This is a genomic window from Methylobacterium sp. J-092 (assembly GCF_022829325.1).
Classification (GTDB): domain Bacteria; phylum Pseudomonadota; class Alphaproteobacteria; order Rhizobiales; family Beijerinckiaceae; genus Methylobacterium.
Window position 1 is genome coordinate 35,789 of record NZ_JAKSXU010000216.1, and the last position, 14,522, is coordinate 50,310.

Here is a 14,522-nt window from a genome sequence, read left to right on the forward strand (position 1 = left end):
AAAATCCGGGGCTTGGCGCATCCCCGCCCGGCCGGCGCACCGGCCGAAACCGTTCAGCTCGCGAGCAGCTCTTTGAGCGCGTCGTCGAGGGTCTTGATGTCGTCGGGGCTGGTGCCGGGGCCGCCGGCGAAGTGGCCCCACCAGGTGTCGATGACGCGCAGCTCCGCGTTCGGCATCGACTCCGCCTCGATGCGGTTGTCCTCGGGCGGGAAGTACAGGTCGGTCGAGGCCGGCATCAGGATCGCCTTGGCGGTGATCGCGCGAAGCGCCGCCTTGGTGTCCCCGTGGAAGGTGTCGTTGGCGCCGATGTCGCCGTTCTGCCAGGTCCACAGCATCGCGAGCAGGTCGTTGGCGTCGCGCGTGTAGAACAGCCCCTCCCAGAACCCGACGAGGAAGTCCTCAAGGGAGGCGTAGCCCATGTGGGTCTTGTCGGCCTCGATCCGGTAGAAGGTCTGCGACAGGCCCCAGCCGGCATAGACCCGGCCGAAGGCGCGCAGCCCCTTGTTCGGCGGGCTCGCGTACCAGCCCTCGGCGAAGGCGGCGTCGGCCTGGAGCGCGGCCTTGGCACCTTCGAGGAAGACGAAGTTGTGCCGCGAGCACTTGGCCGAGCCCTGAAACGGCAGGATGCGCGGGACCATGTCGGGATAGAGCGCGCCCCAATGGTAGGTCTGGAGCGCTCCCATCGACCACCCGGTCACCAGCACCAGCTTATCGATGCCGAAATGCTCGGTGACGAGCCGGTGCTGCGCGCGGACGTTGTCGTAGGCGGTGACGTTCGGGAAGCGCGGCCCGTTCCAGGGGGCCGGCGTGTTGCTCGGCGAGGACGAGAGCCCGTTGCCGAACATGTTCGGGATGATGATGAAGTACTTCTCGGGGTCGAGCGCCTTGCCCGGCCCGATCAGCCACTCGTTCTCGGTGTGCTGGCCGGAATACCAGGTCGGGTAGACGATGGCGTTGTCGCGCGCCGCGTTCAGCGTGCCGAAGGCCTTGAACGCGAGCTTGGCGTCGCGCAGCGTCTTGCCGCATTGGAGAACGTGGTCGCCGAGCTCGAAGATCTCGTAATCGGCCATGATGTCCTCGTTCAGACCGAGAGGAAGCGGGCGACCTGGGCCTCGTCGATGTCGGCGCGCAGCGATTCGTGCACGATCTCGCCGTTCTCCATGACGAGCACCCGGTCAGCGACGTCGAGGGCGAAGCTCAGGACCTGCTCGGAGACGACGATCGACAGGCCGCGCGCGTCGCGGATCTTCTTCAGGGTCCGGCCCATCTCGCGGATGATCGACGGCTGGATGCCCTCGGTCGGCTCGTCGAGGAGCAGCACCTTCGGCTTGCTCGCGAGCGCGCGGGCGATGGCGAGCTGCTGCTGCTGGCCGCCCGACAGATTGCCGCCGCGCCGTCCCTTCATCTCGAGCAGCACCGGGAACATCTCGTAGAGGTCCTGCGGCACCTTGCGGGCGCCGGTGACGGTGAGCCCGGTCTCGATGTTCTCCTGAACCGTCATGGTCGAGAAGATCATCCGGCCCTGCGGCACGTAGGCGAGGCCCTTGGCGACCCGGGCGTGGCTCTTGAGGGCGCCGATCTCGGTGCCGTCGACGCGGATCGAGCCGGCCTTCACCGGCACGATCCCCATCAGGGTCTTCATCAGCGTGGTCTTGCCCATGCCGTTGCGGCCCATCACCGCGACGATCTCGCCGGGCGCGACCTGGAAGTTCAGCCCGTGCAGCACCTCGCTCTGGCCGTAGGCGGCGTGCAGATCCTCGACGCTCAAGATCGGCGCGGCCGAGGGGAGCCTGGTGAGCGGAGGGGCCTTGGCTAGGGGGGGATGCGCGGTCTGCAGCATGATGCTCAGTGTCCCAGATACACTTCGATGACCTTCGGATCGTTCTTGACCCGCTCCATCGAGCCCTCCGACAGGACCTTGCCCTGGTGCAGCACGGTGACCCGGTGGGCGATGTCCTCGACGAACTTCATGTCGTGCTCGATCACCAGCACCGAGCGGCCGACGATGATCTGATTGAGCAGCTCGGCGGTCTTGATGCGCTCGCCGACGCTCATCCCGGCCACCGGCTCGTCGAGCATCAGCAGCTCCGGGTCCTGGATCAGCAGCATGCCGATCTCGAGCCACTGCTTCTGGCCGTGGCTGAGGAACTCGGCCCGCTCCAGCAGCTGGTCCTTCAGGAAGATCGTCTCGGCGATCTCGTGGATGCGCTCACGGACCTGCGCGTCGCGCTTGAAGGTCAGCGCCCCGAACACCGAGCGCCCGCGCGGGAACGAGATCTCCAGGTTCTCGAACACGGTCAGGTCGTCGTAGATCGACGGGGTCTGGAACTTGCGCCCGACGCCGGCCTGGACGATCGCGCTCTCGGTGAGCTTGGTCAGCTCCTGGCCCTTGTACTTGATCGACCCGGCGCTGGCGCGCGTGCGCCCGCAGATCAGGTCGAGCACCGTGGTCTTGCCGGCGCCGTTCGGGCCGATGATCACCCGGATCTCGTTGGGGTCGACGTAGAACGAGACGTCGTTGACCGCCTTGAACCCGTCGAAGGAGACGGTGAGCGCGTCGACCGCCAGCAGGTATTCGGGGGCGTTCGGGTTGGCGCCGATGACGGAGCCCGGGAGGATCGCGGCGTTCATGCTGTTCTCACTCGGCCGGTGCGCCGTGGGGGACGATCGCGGGGGGCGGGGCGCGCAGACCCTTCACCCGGCGCGTCAGGCGCGGCTCGACGTGCTCGCGCCAGATGCCGGCGAGACCGTTGGGGAAGGCGAGCACCACGGCGATGAACAGCGCGCCGAGGCCGAACAGCCATAGGTCGGGGAAGGATTCCGAGAAGCTGGTCTTGGCCCAGTTGACGAGCAGCGTGCCCCAGACCGCGCCGAACAGCGACATCCGCCCGCCGACGGCGGCGTAGATCACCATCTCGATCGAGGGCACGATGCCGACGAAGGACGGCGACATGAACCCGACCTGGAGGGTGAACATCGCGCCGCCGATCGCCGCGAAGGCGGCGGCGAGGCAGAAGGCGAAGACCTTGAACCCGGCAACCGAGTAGCCGGAGAACCGCACCCGGTCCTCCTTGTCCCGCATCGCGACCAGGATGCGCCCGAGCTTCGACTTCTTCACGAACTGCGCGATCAGGATGCAGCCGATCAGCAGGCCGCCGTTGACGAAGTAGAGGATGGTGTGGGCGCCGTCGGTGCGGATGTCCCAGCCGTGCAGCGTGCGCAGGTCGGTGATGCCGTTGATGCCGCCGGTGTAGCCCTGCTGCCCGACGATCAGGATCGTCAGGATCGCGGCGATCGCCTGGGTGATGATGGCGAAGTAGGTGCCGCCGACCCGGCGCTTGAACATCGCCGCCGAGATCACGAAGGCGAACAGCACCGGCACCGCGACGACGAGGATCAAGGTCAGCGGCAGGCTCTGGAACGGCTTCCAGAACCACGGCAGCGCCGTGATCTGGTTCCAGTCCATGAAGTCGGGAATGCCCGGCGTCGACTGGATCTTCGTGTTCTCGACGCTGGACGCCTCGAGCTTCAGGTACATCGCCATGCAGTAGCCGCCGAGGCCGAAGAAGCAGCCCTGGCCGAGCGACAGGATGCCGGCATAGCCCCAGCAGATGACGAGGCCGAGGGCGACGAAGGCGTAGGTGAGGTACTTGCCAACCAGGTTGAGCCGGAAGGCGTCGAGCAGGCTCGGCAGCACGACGAGCAGCACCAAAGCCAGCACCGCCAGGCTCAGCCACTCGATCGGCTTCATGAACGGGTTGTCGTTCACGGTGACGGACTTGGTCAGGGTCTGGACGGGGTTCTTCATCGTCGAAATCCTCAGCGCCGGACCTTGAGGGTGAACAGGCCCTGCGGCCGCAGCATCAGGATGCCGACCACCGCGAGCAGGGTGAGCACCTTGGCCATCGAGCCGGAGAGGAAGAATTCCAGCGTCGACTGGGTCTGGGAGATCGAGAACGCCGAGGCGATGGTGCCGAGCAGGGAGGCCGCCCCGCCGAAGACCACGATCAGGAAGGTGTCGACGATGTAGAGCTGGCCCGAGGTCGGCCCGGTCGAGCCGATCATCGTGAAGGCCGAGCCGGCCACGCCCGCGATGCCGCAACCGAGGCCGAACGTGTAGCGGTCGACCTTCTCGGTATCGATGCCGACGGCGCCCGCCATCGGGCGGTTGGCCATCACCGCGCGGACCTGCTGGCCGAAGCGCGAGCGGTAGATCAGCAGCGCGACGCCGACCGTGATCAGCGTGGTGACCGCCATCACGAACAGGCCGTTGATCGGGATCTCGATCGAATCGGTGACCTGCACCGAGCCGATCAGCCAGCTCGGCAGCTCGACGCCGACCTCGCGCGCGCCGAAGATCGAGCGGTAGGCCTGCTGCAGGATCAGCGACAGGCCCCAGGTGGCGAGCAGCGTGTCGAGCGGGCGCTTGTAGAGGTGGCGGATCAGCGCCCACTCCACCAGCATCCCCAGCGCCCCGGAGGCGCAGAAGGCGAGGATCATCGCGAGGAAGAAGTATGCCGGGAACAGCGCCGGCAGGTAGGTCTGGAAGAAGGTCGAGCATAGGTAGGTCATGTACGCGCCGAGGATCATGAACTCCCCGTGCGCCATGTTGATCACGCCCATCTGCCCGAAGATGATCGCCAGCCCGAGCGCCATCAGCACGTAGACCGAGAACAGGATCAGGCCGGCGAAGCCCTGCATCGCGAAGATCGCGCCGAGATCGCCGAGGGAATAGTCACCGAACATCCGTGCGCTCCGAGCCGTCGGGAATGCCGGAGGGCCGTGGCCCGCCGCCTTGCGCGATCGCCGTCTCCCACCCGCCCACCTCATCCTGAGGTGCCGGAGCGAAGCGGAGGCCTCGAGGGAGCCCTCCGGCGCGCTCGGCGATCCCTGGAGCCCTCCTTCGAGGCCCGCCGTCGCGGGCGCCTCAGGATGAGGTCGGGGGATGGGGGATCGTCGAAAGGCCGTCTGCAAATCGCGCGCCGCATCGGCGGCGCGCGCATGCGGCCTACTGGTAGCCCTTCGGGAACGGGTCGGGCTTGATCAGCTCGGGGCTGGTGTAGACGATCTCGAACTGGCCGTCGGTCTTGGCCTTGCCGACCCGGGTCTTCGACCACAGGTGGTGGTTCGGGTCGATCCGGACGTAGCCCTCGGGGGCGCCCTTGAACTCGAGATCGGGCGAGGCGGCGACGACCTTGTCGACGTCGAACGAGCCGGCCTTCTCGCAAGCCATCTTCCACAGGTAGGGCCCGAGATAGGCGGCCTGGGTGACGTCGCCGATGACGGTCTTCTCGCCCCACATCTTCTTGAAGTCGGCGACGAACTTCTTGTTGTTGTCGTTCTCGATCGACTGGAAGTACTTCATGCACGAGTACGCGCCGGCGATGTTGTCGCCGCCGATGCCGTCGATCTCGTCCTCGGTGACCGAGATCGTCAGCAGCACCTGCTTCGAGAGGTCGATGCCGGACGCCTTGAGCTGCTTGTAGAACGCCACGTTCGAGCCGCCGACCACGTCGGTGAAGATCACCTTCGGCTTCGTGAGCTTGATCTTGTTGATCACCGAGTTGAACTGCGTGTGACCGAGCGGGAAGTATTCCTCGCCGACGACCTTGCCCTTGAGCACGTTCTCGACGTGCTTGCGGGCGATCTTGTTCGAGGTGCGCGGCCAGATGTAGTCCGAGCCGACGAAGAAGAACGTGTCGCCGCCCTTCTCCTTGTGCACCCAGTCGAGGCCGGCGAGGATCTGCTGCGTCGCCTCCTGGCCGGTGTAGAACACGTTCTTGGACTGCTCCAGGCCCTCGTAGAAGGTCGGGTAGTACAGGAGGCCGTTGTACTGCTCGAAGACCGGCAGCACCGCCTTGCGCGAGGCCGAGGTCCAGCAGCCCATCACCGCCGCGCACTTGTCGTTGACGAGGAGCTTCTTGGCCTTCTCGGCGAAGGTCGGCCAGTCGGAGGCGCCGTCCTCCTGGATGATCTTGATCTTGCGGCCGAGGATGCCGCCGGCCTCGTTGATCTGCGCGATGGCGAGCTTCTCGGCCTGCTGGGCGCCGGTCTCCGAGATCGCCATGGTGCCGGTGATCGAGTGGAGGATGCCGCAGGTCACCTCGGTGTCGGTGACGGCGAGGCCGGTGGTGCTGACCGCCGAGGTGGCAGGCCCCGCCGCGAACGCGGTGCGCGGCAGGAGCGAAAGGGCGGGCGCGGCCGCCAGCCCCATCAGCAGCTTGCGCCGCAGGGGCGAGCGCAAGCCGCGGTCCATGCCCCGATCCAGATCGTGATCCCCGTCAGCCATCGTGCCTCACGCCTCGCATCTCGCGTCCGGCGGCTCATGGAACGGCCGCGGATCGTGGAGCGCACGCTAGGGGCTCGGTTGCGTTGCAGCATATACGCTGTTTTGCGTATGGTCGGCAGGGTCCGGGCGGCGCAGTCTGCTCCACCCTCGACGCCCGGGGACCGGCACGGCCGGATCAGTACAGCGGCTGCAGCCGCACGTTCGGGATCGCGATCGGCCCGAACATCATCCGGCCGCCGGCGAGGCGCAGCGGCGGCAGCGGCTTGAGCGGCACGTCGCCCCCCGGCTCGCCCTCGGGCTGGCGCCGAAGCCCGAGCAGGCCGCCGACGAGGTTGCCGATGAGCGCGCCGCGATCGGCGCCGAAGCGCTGCCCGACGACCGACGCGACCAGCGCCTCGACCCCGGCGGCCCGCAGGTCCAGCTGGCCCTCGACGCGATGATCCTGGTCGATCCCGAGATTGCCCTTGGCCTGCAGGCGGCGCGCACCCTTGGCCAGCGACAGCCCGGCGACGTCGAGGCTGCCGTCGGCCTGGCGCCAGCGTTCGAGCTCGCGCGCCACCGTGCCGGTGCCGAGCATCGCCGCCCGGTTGACCGTGGCGTCGAGGGTGAGGTCGGCGGGATCGGCGTTGCCGATCAGCGCATCCGCCATCGGCGCCAGGGCCTGCGACAGGCGCAGGCTGAGGTCGACCGCGCCGTTTGAATCGAATCGTCCCGGCGTCGGCCGCGCATGCAGCTCGAGGTGGCGGGCGGAGACGGCGATCGGATCGGGCGCCGCGCCGGCGACCGTCACCGAAGGCCCGTTGACCACGAGCGAGGCGCGCACGAACCCGTCCGACGCGCCGTGGAAGCTGCCTTCCAGCATCGTCCAGGTCGCGTCGCCGACGAGGTCGCCCTGTTCCACGTGAAACGGGCCCTCGGCGAGCATCAGCACGTGCCGGGGTTGGTAGACCTGCGTCACCGCGGTCAGCGGACCCAGCCGGAAGCGGCCATCGGCACGCGCGAGGCTGACCGAGGCGCAGCGCAGCTCGATCCGGAACGGATAGCCGGTGATCGACCGGTCGGCGCAGGTCCAGGTCCGGCCGGCCGCGGCCTCGCGGGCGACCCAGCCGTCCATCTCGGTGGCGGCGCGGCCGCGGAGGTAGACCCAGCCCGCCGACCACAGCAGCACCAGCGTCAGCAGCAGGATGTAGGGGAGGAACAGGCCGCGCCGGGAACGCGGCGCCTTCGGCGGGATCGCGGCGGGCTCGGCCGGGGCTTGCCCCGAAGGATCTTGCCGTACCGGATCCTGCATCGTTCGCTCCGCGCTCTCGCCCCGTCGCGGGTTCGTCCGCGATCGTCCATGCCGCACAAGGCATGAGGGGAGGCTCGGGGCGAAACTGGGGCGTGGGCGGCGTGATCCAAATCCGCATCACCTCGCCGGACCGGCGGATTCGGCCTTCGATCGCGCGCGGGCCTGCCGGATATGCCGACCGCCCTGATCGAGCGGAGGGATATCAGGCGTGCGCCGGATCCGCGCTCTCCATCGAGAGATCGTCGACGATGGCCTTGCGCTCGGCCTCGTCCTCGGCGAGCCGATGCACGTGCATCTCGGTCGCGCCGCCCTTCCGGGCGCGGGCGAGCCAGGTCCGGTGCAGGCGCTCGCGGGGGCTCTCGCCGGAGGCCGACACCGCGACCAGCTCGGCGATGCCGGCGGGATCGCGGCGGACCGCGATCACCACCGCCTCGCCCATCTCGTCGAGCTCGGGCGCGCTGAGGTCGTGGACGCCGACGACGTAGCGCCGGCCGGAACGTCCGCGCCAGGCGCTGAGCGCCAGGGCGGGGGTGCCGCGAAGGCCGGCGGTGGTCCTCAAGCGCTCTTCCCGCACGTCCTGTCTCCGTGTCCGCCCGTCCTTCAGGTCGCGCAGGGCGGCCGACCAGGACAAGGCTCTCTTGTTCGCCATTTGTTCCAACCTAGATCGGGCATCGCGCGCCCGTCAAGCGATTCGTCTCGTTCAATGGAAATGGGAATTCGCAGGCCGATTCGCAACGTCCCGACGGTTCTCCGCGCGCACGAATCGGGCGCGCGGGTCAGGCCGGACGCGAGGTTTCGCGGCGCGGCTCCGGGACCGTGCGGGCGGCCTGCCCGGGGTCGGCGAGGCCGGCCGCGAGCAGGGCCTTCGAGGCGGTCTCGATGCGGTCCTCGACGAGGTCGAGGAAGGCGGCGCGTGCCAGCCCGGGTGGGATCGGCGGCAGGAACTCGATCACCGTGGTGCCCGGGCGGCGGACGAAGCTGCGGCGCGGCCAGTACAGCCCGGTGTTCAGCGCCACCGGCAGGCACGGCACGGAGAGCGTGGCGTAGAGGTGGGACAGGCCCTGCTTGTAGGCCGGGGCCGCGCCGGGCGCCGTCCGGGTGCCCTCGGGGAAGACGATGAGCTGGCGCCCCTGCGCGATCGCGTCGGCGGCGGCCGCGTTCATCAGGCTCATGGCGCGCGCGCCCTTCGACCGGTCGATCGCCACCATGCCGCTGCGCGACAGGAACCAGCCGATCAGCGGGATGAACAGCAGCTCGCGCTTCAGCACGTAGGCGAATTCGGGAAACACCGTGCACAGGGCCAGGGTCTCGAGCGCCGACTGGTGCTTGGCCCCGACCAGCATCGCGCCGGACGGGATGTTCTCCAGCCCGCGGAACTCCACCCGCGTGCCGGCGACCACGCGCAGCAGCCACAGCGTCACCCGCCCCCAGAACCGCGCCAGCCGCATCACCGCCCGCCCCGAGACCAACGTCGGCAACCCGCCGAACGCGATCAGCGTCGTGGCGGCGTAGAAGCAGAGATTGAACGCGAGGGAGCGGACGGCGAGCATCGGGACCTTCTGTGACGGTTCCCTTTAGCGCGTGGGCGCGGCGGGGGCCAACAGATGGCGCCCGGTACCGGGGCGAAAGCTGTGACGGGAAGCGAACCGTGCACCCCGGGTCCGGGCCAGCGCATCCCGCGCCGCTTCGCGGGAGACGGCCCGAGCATCGACCTCGGGTGACGATCGAAGGCTTGCGGCTTGTCCATCGATCGATCTTGTCATCCCTCGATCTTGGCTTCACCTCGATCTTGGCTTCATCGAGTCTCGGCCTTGCATCTCGGCCGTCACCGGGGCGGCCAACGACCGTCGCCGTTTCAGGAGGGCGTCCTTCCAGTGTCTGCGATGGCCAGGGCGCGGTATCTCCCGCGGGGTGACGAAGCCCGTCTGCGGGCGGCACGGAAGATCTCGTCGGCCCTCGGGATCGATCTGAGCCTCGGAATCTGGTCTCGCAGGGCGTCCGAGGCCTGGAAGAGGCAATGGTTGGGGTTGGACCGGCGGTCCGCGGAATGTTGGGACTGGGATCTCGTCCACGACCGCTACCACAACGAAGTCGATCGCCTCGACCTCGTGATGTGGGTCGGCGACCGACTCTGCGGCCTTGCCCTGACCACGCTGTCCGGCGAGGCGGCCACGGTCAGGTTCCTGGAAGGCAGTCCGCGGCAGGATTGTCCCCTGACCGGATATCGGGCCCTCGTGGCGTTGGAGGCGACGCAGAACTACGCACAGCTCAACGGCAAGCGTGAGATCCGGGTGCAGCCGGTCGTGCCGCGGCTGGAAGACCTGTATCGCGGCATTTTCGGGTTCAAGCTTGCAACCCCGAGGGGCCAGGACGCATATTACCGGCTGGAGATACCCTGATGAACACCTTAGCACGCCTTCTCGGGCCGTTCCGTCGGGTGCCGCTGGCCTCCAAGGCTGTTCCCGCGTCTGACGCGTCGGCGCAACCGCAACCGCGTCCCATGACGAGCTTCTTCGACGGGCTTTCCGAGGACCAGAAGACGCGGCTCCGCGCCTATCGCGGCGCGGAAAGCCATGGCGATCCGGCCTACCGCTCGTCGAACACGGCATAGGACGCCGTGGCGCGACGGACCCAGCAGCCCCGCTTCGGCGGGGTTTTTCATGTCCCGACGCCGCCGGACGGCCGCTCGGCCCCACCTCAATACCCTTCGGCGAGCGTGTCGCGCTGGCGCGGATCGGCGGCGCCCGAGAGCAGGCCGCCGCTGCGCAGGATCGAGTTGGCCGAGCCCGAGCTCGACCCGACCCTGACGTCGTGCCCCCGCGCCCGCAGGAGGGCGAGGGTGTCGGGCGACAGGCCCTGCTCGACCCGCAGCACGTCGGGCTTCCACTGGTGGTGGATGCGCGGCGCGTCGACGGCCTCGGCGAGGTTCATGCGGAAGTCGATCAGGTTGACGATCACGTCGAGCACGGTGGTGATGATGCGGCTGCCGCCGGGGCTGCCGGTGACGAGGTAGAGCTGCCCGTCCCGGAACAGGAAGGTCGGCGTCATCGAAGAGAGCGGCCGGGCGCCCGGCGCCACCGCGTTGGCGTCGCCGCCGACGAGCCCGTAGGCGTTCGGGGTGCCGGCCTTGGCGGAGAAGTCGTCCATCTCGTTGTTGAGCAGCACGCCGGTGCCCTCGGCCACCAGGCCGATCCCGTAGGAGAAGTTCAGGGTGTAGGTGTTGGCCACCGCGTTGCCCGCGGCATCGACCACCGAGAAGTGCGTGGTCTGGTCGGGCTCGGGCGGCAACGGGTCGCCGGCCGCGATGCTGTCGGCGGGCCGTGCCCGCTCCGGGTCGATCGCCCGCCGCAGCCGCGCCGCGTAGGATTTGGCGGTGAGGCCCTGCACCGGCACGCGGACCCGGTCCGGGTCGCCGAGCCAGGTCGCCCGGTCGGCGTAAGCCGGCTTCATCGCCTCGGCCAGGGTGTGGATCGCGGCGGCGCTGCCCGCACCCATCGCGGCGAGGTCGAAGCCCTCGAGGATGTTCAGGATCTCGATCAGGTGGACGCCGCCGGACGAGGGCGGCGGCATCGAGACCACCTCGTAGCCGCGATAGGTCCCGTGCACGGGCTGGCGGACCACCGGCCGGTAGGCGGCGAGATCGGCCTCCGTCATCGGGCCGCCGGCCGCGCGCACCGCCGCCGCGATCCGCCCGGCGATCGGGCCGGCATAGAACGCGTCCGGGCCGCCCTCGGCGACGGCGCGCAGCGTGTCGGCGAGGTCCGCCTGCACGAGGCTGTCGCCGCGGGGCAGGGGGACGTCGCCGCGGAAGAAGATCCGGCGGGTCGAGGGCCAGCGCCCGAGGAGGCCGGCCGACCGCGGCAGGGAATCGGCGAGGCCGCCGGTGACCGGGATCCCGGCGCGGGCCAGGGCCTCGGCCGGCGCGATCAGCTCGGTGAGGGACAGCTTTCCCGATCCGTAGAGGCGGTGCGCCTCCGCCAGGCCCCGCACCGTGCCCGGCACGCCGACGGCCTTGCCGCTGCGCCGCGAGGTGGCGCGGTCCGGCTCGCCGCCGGGCGCCAGGAACATGTCGGCGGTGGCGGCCTGCGGCGCGGTCTCGCGGTAGTCGATCGCCACGGTCTCGTGCCGGTCCGCCAGGTGCACCAGCATGAAGCCGCCGCCGCCGAGGTTGCCCGCCTGCGGCAGGGTCACCGCCAGCGCGAAGCCGACGGCGACCGCGGCGTCGACCGCGTTGCCGCCGCGCTTGAGGATGTCGACGCCGATCCGCGTCGCCCGCGCCTCCTGGCTCGCGACCATGCCGAGCGCGGCCTGCACCGGCAGCATCCGTGCGTCGTCGGAGGGGATCGGCGGCCCCGAGCCCTGCGGGAGGGCGGGGCCGCCCAGCATGAGGAGAACGGCGAGGGCGGCGCGGATCGATCTCATTCGCTTCCCGATAGCACGGCCGCGACCGTCCGGCAGGCGCCGGTCATTCGCCCTGGCGTCGCGTCACCAGCGTGCGGTTCGGCTCGACCTCGCCCTTGTCCTGGTAGAGCGGCACGATCGCGCGCAGCCAGCCGCGGGTCTCCCGGCCGCCGTAGTTGCGCTCGACCACGTCGCGCGTGAGGTAGGCCTGCAGGTTCACCGGGCCGAAATTGTAGCCGACGAGGCCGCCCACCGCGATCTGCCCCTGGGGCCGGTCGCTGCCGACCCCGGTCGGCAGGTCGGTCGAGCCGAAGGCCACGGCGCCGACCTGCCACTGGCCGAGCTTCCTCGTCGCGGTGAGGTCGAGGTTGAGGTAGTCCGGGTAGAGCGTGCCCGTGGGCGAGCGGTCGTCGATGAAGATCCCGTGCAGCAGGTTGGCGGTCAGGTTCCAGCCGTTGCCGGTGTAGCTGACCGCGAAGCGCTGGGTGATCGAGGCCGACTGCGTCAGGAAGCGGGTCTCGATCGGCAGGTAGCCGCCGAACAGGTAGCTGAACCCGAGGTCGTTTCCGCGGTCCCAGGCGAGCTGCGCCGCGAGCAGCGGCTGCCCGACGCCGCTCTGGTAGGGCGCGCCGCGCCCGCTCGAGGCGACCACCGGCTGCGTGACGAAGAACTGCAGCCGCGCGTCGGCGATCGTCCACGGCGTCGCCCAGGCGAAGGTCGGCAGGTTGACGTTCGATTCCGAGTCCAGGGGCCGCGTGTCGCGGACGCCGAAGCTCGACAGGTTCACGAAATAGAACCCGACCGGCAGTTGCGCCCCCACCGGCAGGCCGACGGTCTGGCCCGGCTGCGCCGCCGAGCCGGCCCAGGCGGGGCCGCCGGGCAGGAGGGCCGCGAGCAGGGCGAGGGCGGTCCGGGTCGTCCACGGGCGGCGTGCGATCATCGTTCGTCCCTCGTCGCCGCCAGGGGGATCCTGGGCGGGCCGACCGGGGTTCGACGGTTCGACGCATCCGAAGCATCCCGCCGGGCCGCCCCGAAGCGCGCCCGTGTCGCGGAAACGTCACGCCCGCGTCGGGGGCCGCCCGGCGCTTCGCCCGGCGATCAGCCAGTACACGAGCCCGGCACCGGCGCCGGCGAGGAACAGGATCGCGGTGACCCGCGCCTCGGCCGTGAGCGCCGTGCCGCCGGGGCGCACGGCCCCGCGCGCGAGCCAGGGCAGGGCGGCGGTGATCAGGCCGCACCCGGCGCCGTACCAGAGCAGGCCGCGCCAGCGCAGGGTCTCGCCGACCAGCGCCACCAGGGCCGGCGGCACCGCGAGCAGCACGAAGGACGCCTTCGCCAGCCCCGCGAGGACCCACGCGAAGCTCTCCGGCGGCAGGCCGGCGGCGAGATCCGACAGGCCGGCATCGAGCCCGGCGAGCGCGCCTTTCGTCAGCCAGACGCTTGCCACCGGATCGAGCACGAGCGCCATGAGCAGGATCGCGCCGCCGCTCGGGATCGCGAGGAACAGGGCGAGGGAGCCGAGGAGGAGGCGGCCGAGGATGCGCATCGGCGCGGTATAGCTCGGCTGATCGGCTCGGGCCGCATCGCCCGGCGGGACGGCGCGCCGGCCCCTCCGCCGAGCCTCGCCGCGCCGGCCCGCAGCATCGACCTGCCCGGCGCCGAATTCCGATGGGCGGTCGGCGCCGGGCGGGTGTAGGCTCGCGCCCATGCCCCTGCGTGCGCCCTTCCCGAAGACCGTCTTCGTCCTCACCGGAGCCGGCGTCTCGGCCGAGAGCGGGCTCGGCACGTTCCGCGACCGCGGCGGGATGTGGGCGCGGTTCGATCCGATGCGGCTCGCGACGCCCGAGGCCTTCGCGGCCGACCCCGGCACCGTCCTGGACTTCTACAACCTGCGCCGGCGCGGGGCGGTCGCGGCCGCGCCGAACCCGGCCCACGTCGCGCTCGCGCAGGCCGAGGCGGCGCTGGCGGAGCGCGGCGGGCGGCTGTTCCTGTGCACCCAGAACGTCGACGACCTGCACGAGCGGGCGGGCTCGCGTGCCGTCGTCCACATGCATGGCGAGCTGCTGAAGGGCCGCTGCACCGCCTGCGCCGGCACCTTTCCCTGTCCCGGCGACCTCGACGTCGCCGATGCCTGCCCGCTATGCTCGGCGGTCGGCACGTCGCGGCCCGACGTGGTGTGGTTCGGCGAGATGCCCCACCATCTCGACGCGATCCAGGCGGCGCTGTCAGCGGCGGACCTGTTCGTCGCGATCGGCACCTCGGGGGCGGTCTACCCGGCGGCCGGCTACGTGCGGCTGGCGCAGGCGCGGAACATCCCGACCTGCGAGCTGAACGCCGAGCCCTCCGACAACGCGGACGCGTTCGACGAGGCCCGCTACGGCCCGGCCAGCGAGACGGTGCCGGCCTTCCTCGCCGCTCTCACATCGTGATCCGATGCAATGGCGCAGGAACACCTGCAGAATAACGCAGGCTGCGACCGCACAGGTTTGAAAAACCACGGGAATTGCGTTCGGAAACTCAATATCCGCTTGCGCGCAATCG

General features: G+C 70.1%; 14 protein-coding genes. 2 read left to right on the top strand and 12 right to left on the bottom strand.

Annotated features, from left to right (window positions below; all coding sequences use genetic code 11):
• Positions 1 to 53: 53 nt before the first annotated feature.
• The 9 genes from MKK60_RS27425 to MKK60_RS27465 all read right to left on the bottom strand — a co-directional run bounded on the left by MKK60_RS27425 (position 54) and on the right by MKK60_RS27465 (position 9,130).
• Positions 54 to 1,070, bottom strand: a complete 1,017-nt coding sequence (locus MKK60_RS27425) for an alpha/beta fold hydrolase (RefSeq protein WP_147859709.1) — start codon at positions 1,068 to 1,070, stop codon at positions 54 to 56.
• An 11-nt stretch (positions 1,071 to 1,081) separates the two neighbouring features.
• Positions 1,082 to 1,771 (bottom strand): urea ABC transporter ATP-binding subunit UrtE, encoded by a 690-nt coding sequence (gene urtE / locus MKK60_RS27430; RefSeq protein ID WP_147842657.1) that lies wholly within the window; start codon positions 1,769 to 1,771, stop codon positions 1,082 to 1,084.
• A 74-nt stretch (positions 1,772 to 1,845) separates the two neighbouring features.
• On the bottom strand, positions 1,846 to 2,631 hold the full coding sequence (urtD, locus tag MKK60_RS27435) for an urea ABC transporter ATP-binding protein UrtD (RefSeq protein WP_147726955.1): 786 nt from the start codon (positions 2,629 to 2,631) through the stop codon (positions 1,846 to 1,848).
• A 7-nt stretch (positions 2,632 to 2,638) separates the two neighbouring features.
• A complete protein-coding gene (urtC, locus tag MKK60_RS27440) occupies positions 2,639 to 3,808 on the bottom strand; it encodes an urea ABC transporter permease subunit UrtC (RefSeq protein ID WP_147726956.1) in 1,170 nt (389 codons plus the stop codon).
• 11 nt (positions 3,809 to 3,819) lie between these two features.
• On the bottom strand, positions 3,820 to 4,746 hold the full coding sequence (gene urtB / locus MKK60_RS27445) for an urea ABC transporter permease subunit UrtB (protein ID WP_147842653.1): 927 nt from the start codon (positions 4,744 to 4,746) through the stop codon (positions 3,820 to 3,822).
• A 262-nt stretch (positions 4,747 to 5,008) separates the two neighbouring features.
• Positions 5,009 to 6,256, bottom strand: a complete 1,248-nt coding sequence (gene urtA, locus MKK60_RS27450; RefSeq protein ID WP_147842652.1) for an urea ABC transporter substrate-binding protein — start codon at positions 6,254 to 6,256, stop codon at positions 5,009 to 5,011.
• 208 nt (positions 6,257 to 6,464) lie between these two features.
• Positions 6,465 to 7,580: a DUF2125 domain-containing protein gene (locus MKK60_RS27455; protein ID WP_243989204.1), complete on the bottom strand. Its 1,116-nt coding sequence runs from the start codon at positions 7,578 to 7,580 to the stop codon at positions 6,465 to 6,467.
• A 202-nt stretch (positions 7,581 to 7,782) separates the two neighbouring features.
• Positions 7,783 to 8,229: a hypothetical protein gene (locus MKK60_RS27460; protein WP_243989205.1), complete on the bottom strand. Its 447-nt coding sequence runs from the start codon at positions 8,227 to 8,229 to the stop codon at positions 7,783 to 7,785.
• Between the two features lie 127 nt (positions 8,230 to 8,356).
• Positions 8,357 to 9,130, bottom strand: coding sequence for a lysophospholipid acyltransferase family protein (locus tag MKK60_RS27465; RefSeq protein ID WP_243989206.1), 774 nt, complete (start codon positions 9,128 to 9,130; stop codon positions 8,357 to 8,359).
• Positions 9,131 to 9,601: 471 nt separating this feature from the next.
• On the opposite strand from MKK60_RS27465, the gene MKK60_RS27470 reads away from it, so the two are divergent.
• A complete protein-coding gene (locus tag MKK60_RS27470) occupies positions 9,602 to 9,979 on the top strand; it encodes a hypothetical protein (RefSeq protein WP_243989207.1) in 378 nt (125 codons plus the stop codon).
• Positions 9,980 to 10,277: 298 nt separating this feature from the next.
• On the opposite strand, the gene ggt is transcribed toward MKK60_RS27470, so the two are convergent.
• From ggt to MKK60_RS27485, 3 genes are all read right to left on the bottom strand, one after another.
• Positions 10,278 to 12,002, bottom strand: coding sequence for a gamma-glutamyltransferase (ggt, locus tag MKK60_RS27475; RefSeq protein WP_409567462.1), 1,725 nt, complete (start codon positions 12,000 to 12,002; stop codon positions 10,278 to 10,280).
• 43 nt (positions 12,003 to 12,045) lie between these two features.
• Positions 12,046 to 12,921, bottom strand: a complete 876-nt coding sequence (locus tag MKK60_RS27480) for a transporter (RefSeq protein ID WP_243989208.1) — start codon at positions 12,919 to 12,921, stop codon at positions 12,046 to 12,048.
• Between the two features lie 117 nt (positions 12,922 to 13,038).
• Entirely contained in the window at positions 13,039 to 13,689 is a 651-nt protein-coding gene (locus MKK60_RS27485) for a hypothetical protein (protein ID WP_313901156.1), read from the bottom strand.
• On the opposite strand from MKK60_RS27485, the gene MKK60_RS27490 reads away from it, so the two are divergent.
• Positions 13,688 to 14,410 carry an SIR2 family NAD-dependent protein deacylase gene (locus tag MKK60_RS27490; RefSeq protein ID WP_243989209.1) on the top strand — a complete coding sequence of 241 codons (723 nt, stop codon included), beginning with the start codon at positions 13,688 to 13,690 and terminating at the stop codon, positions 14,408 to 14,410. The genes MKK60_RS27485 and MKK60_RS27490 overlap by 2 nt on opposite strands.
• Positions 14,411 to 14,522: the final 112 nt, after the last annotated feature.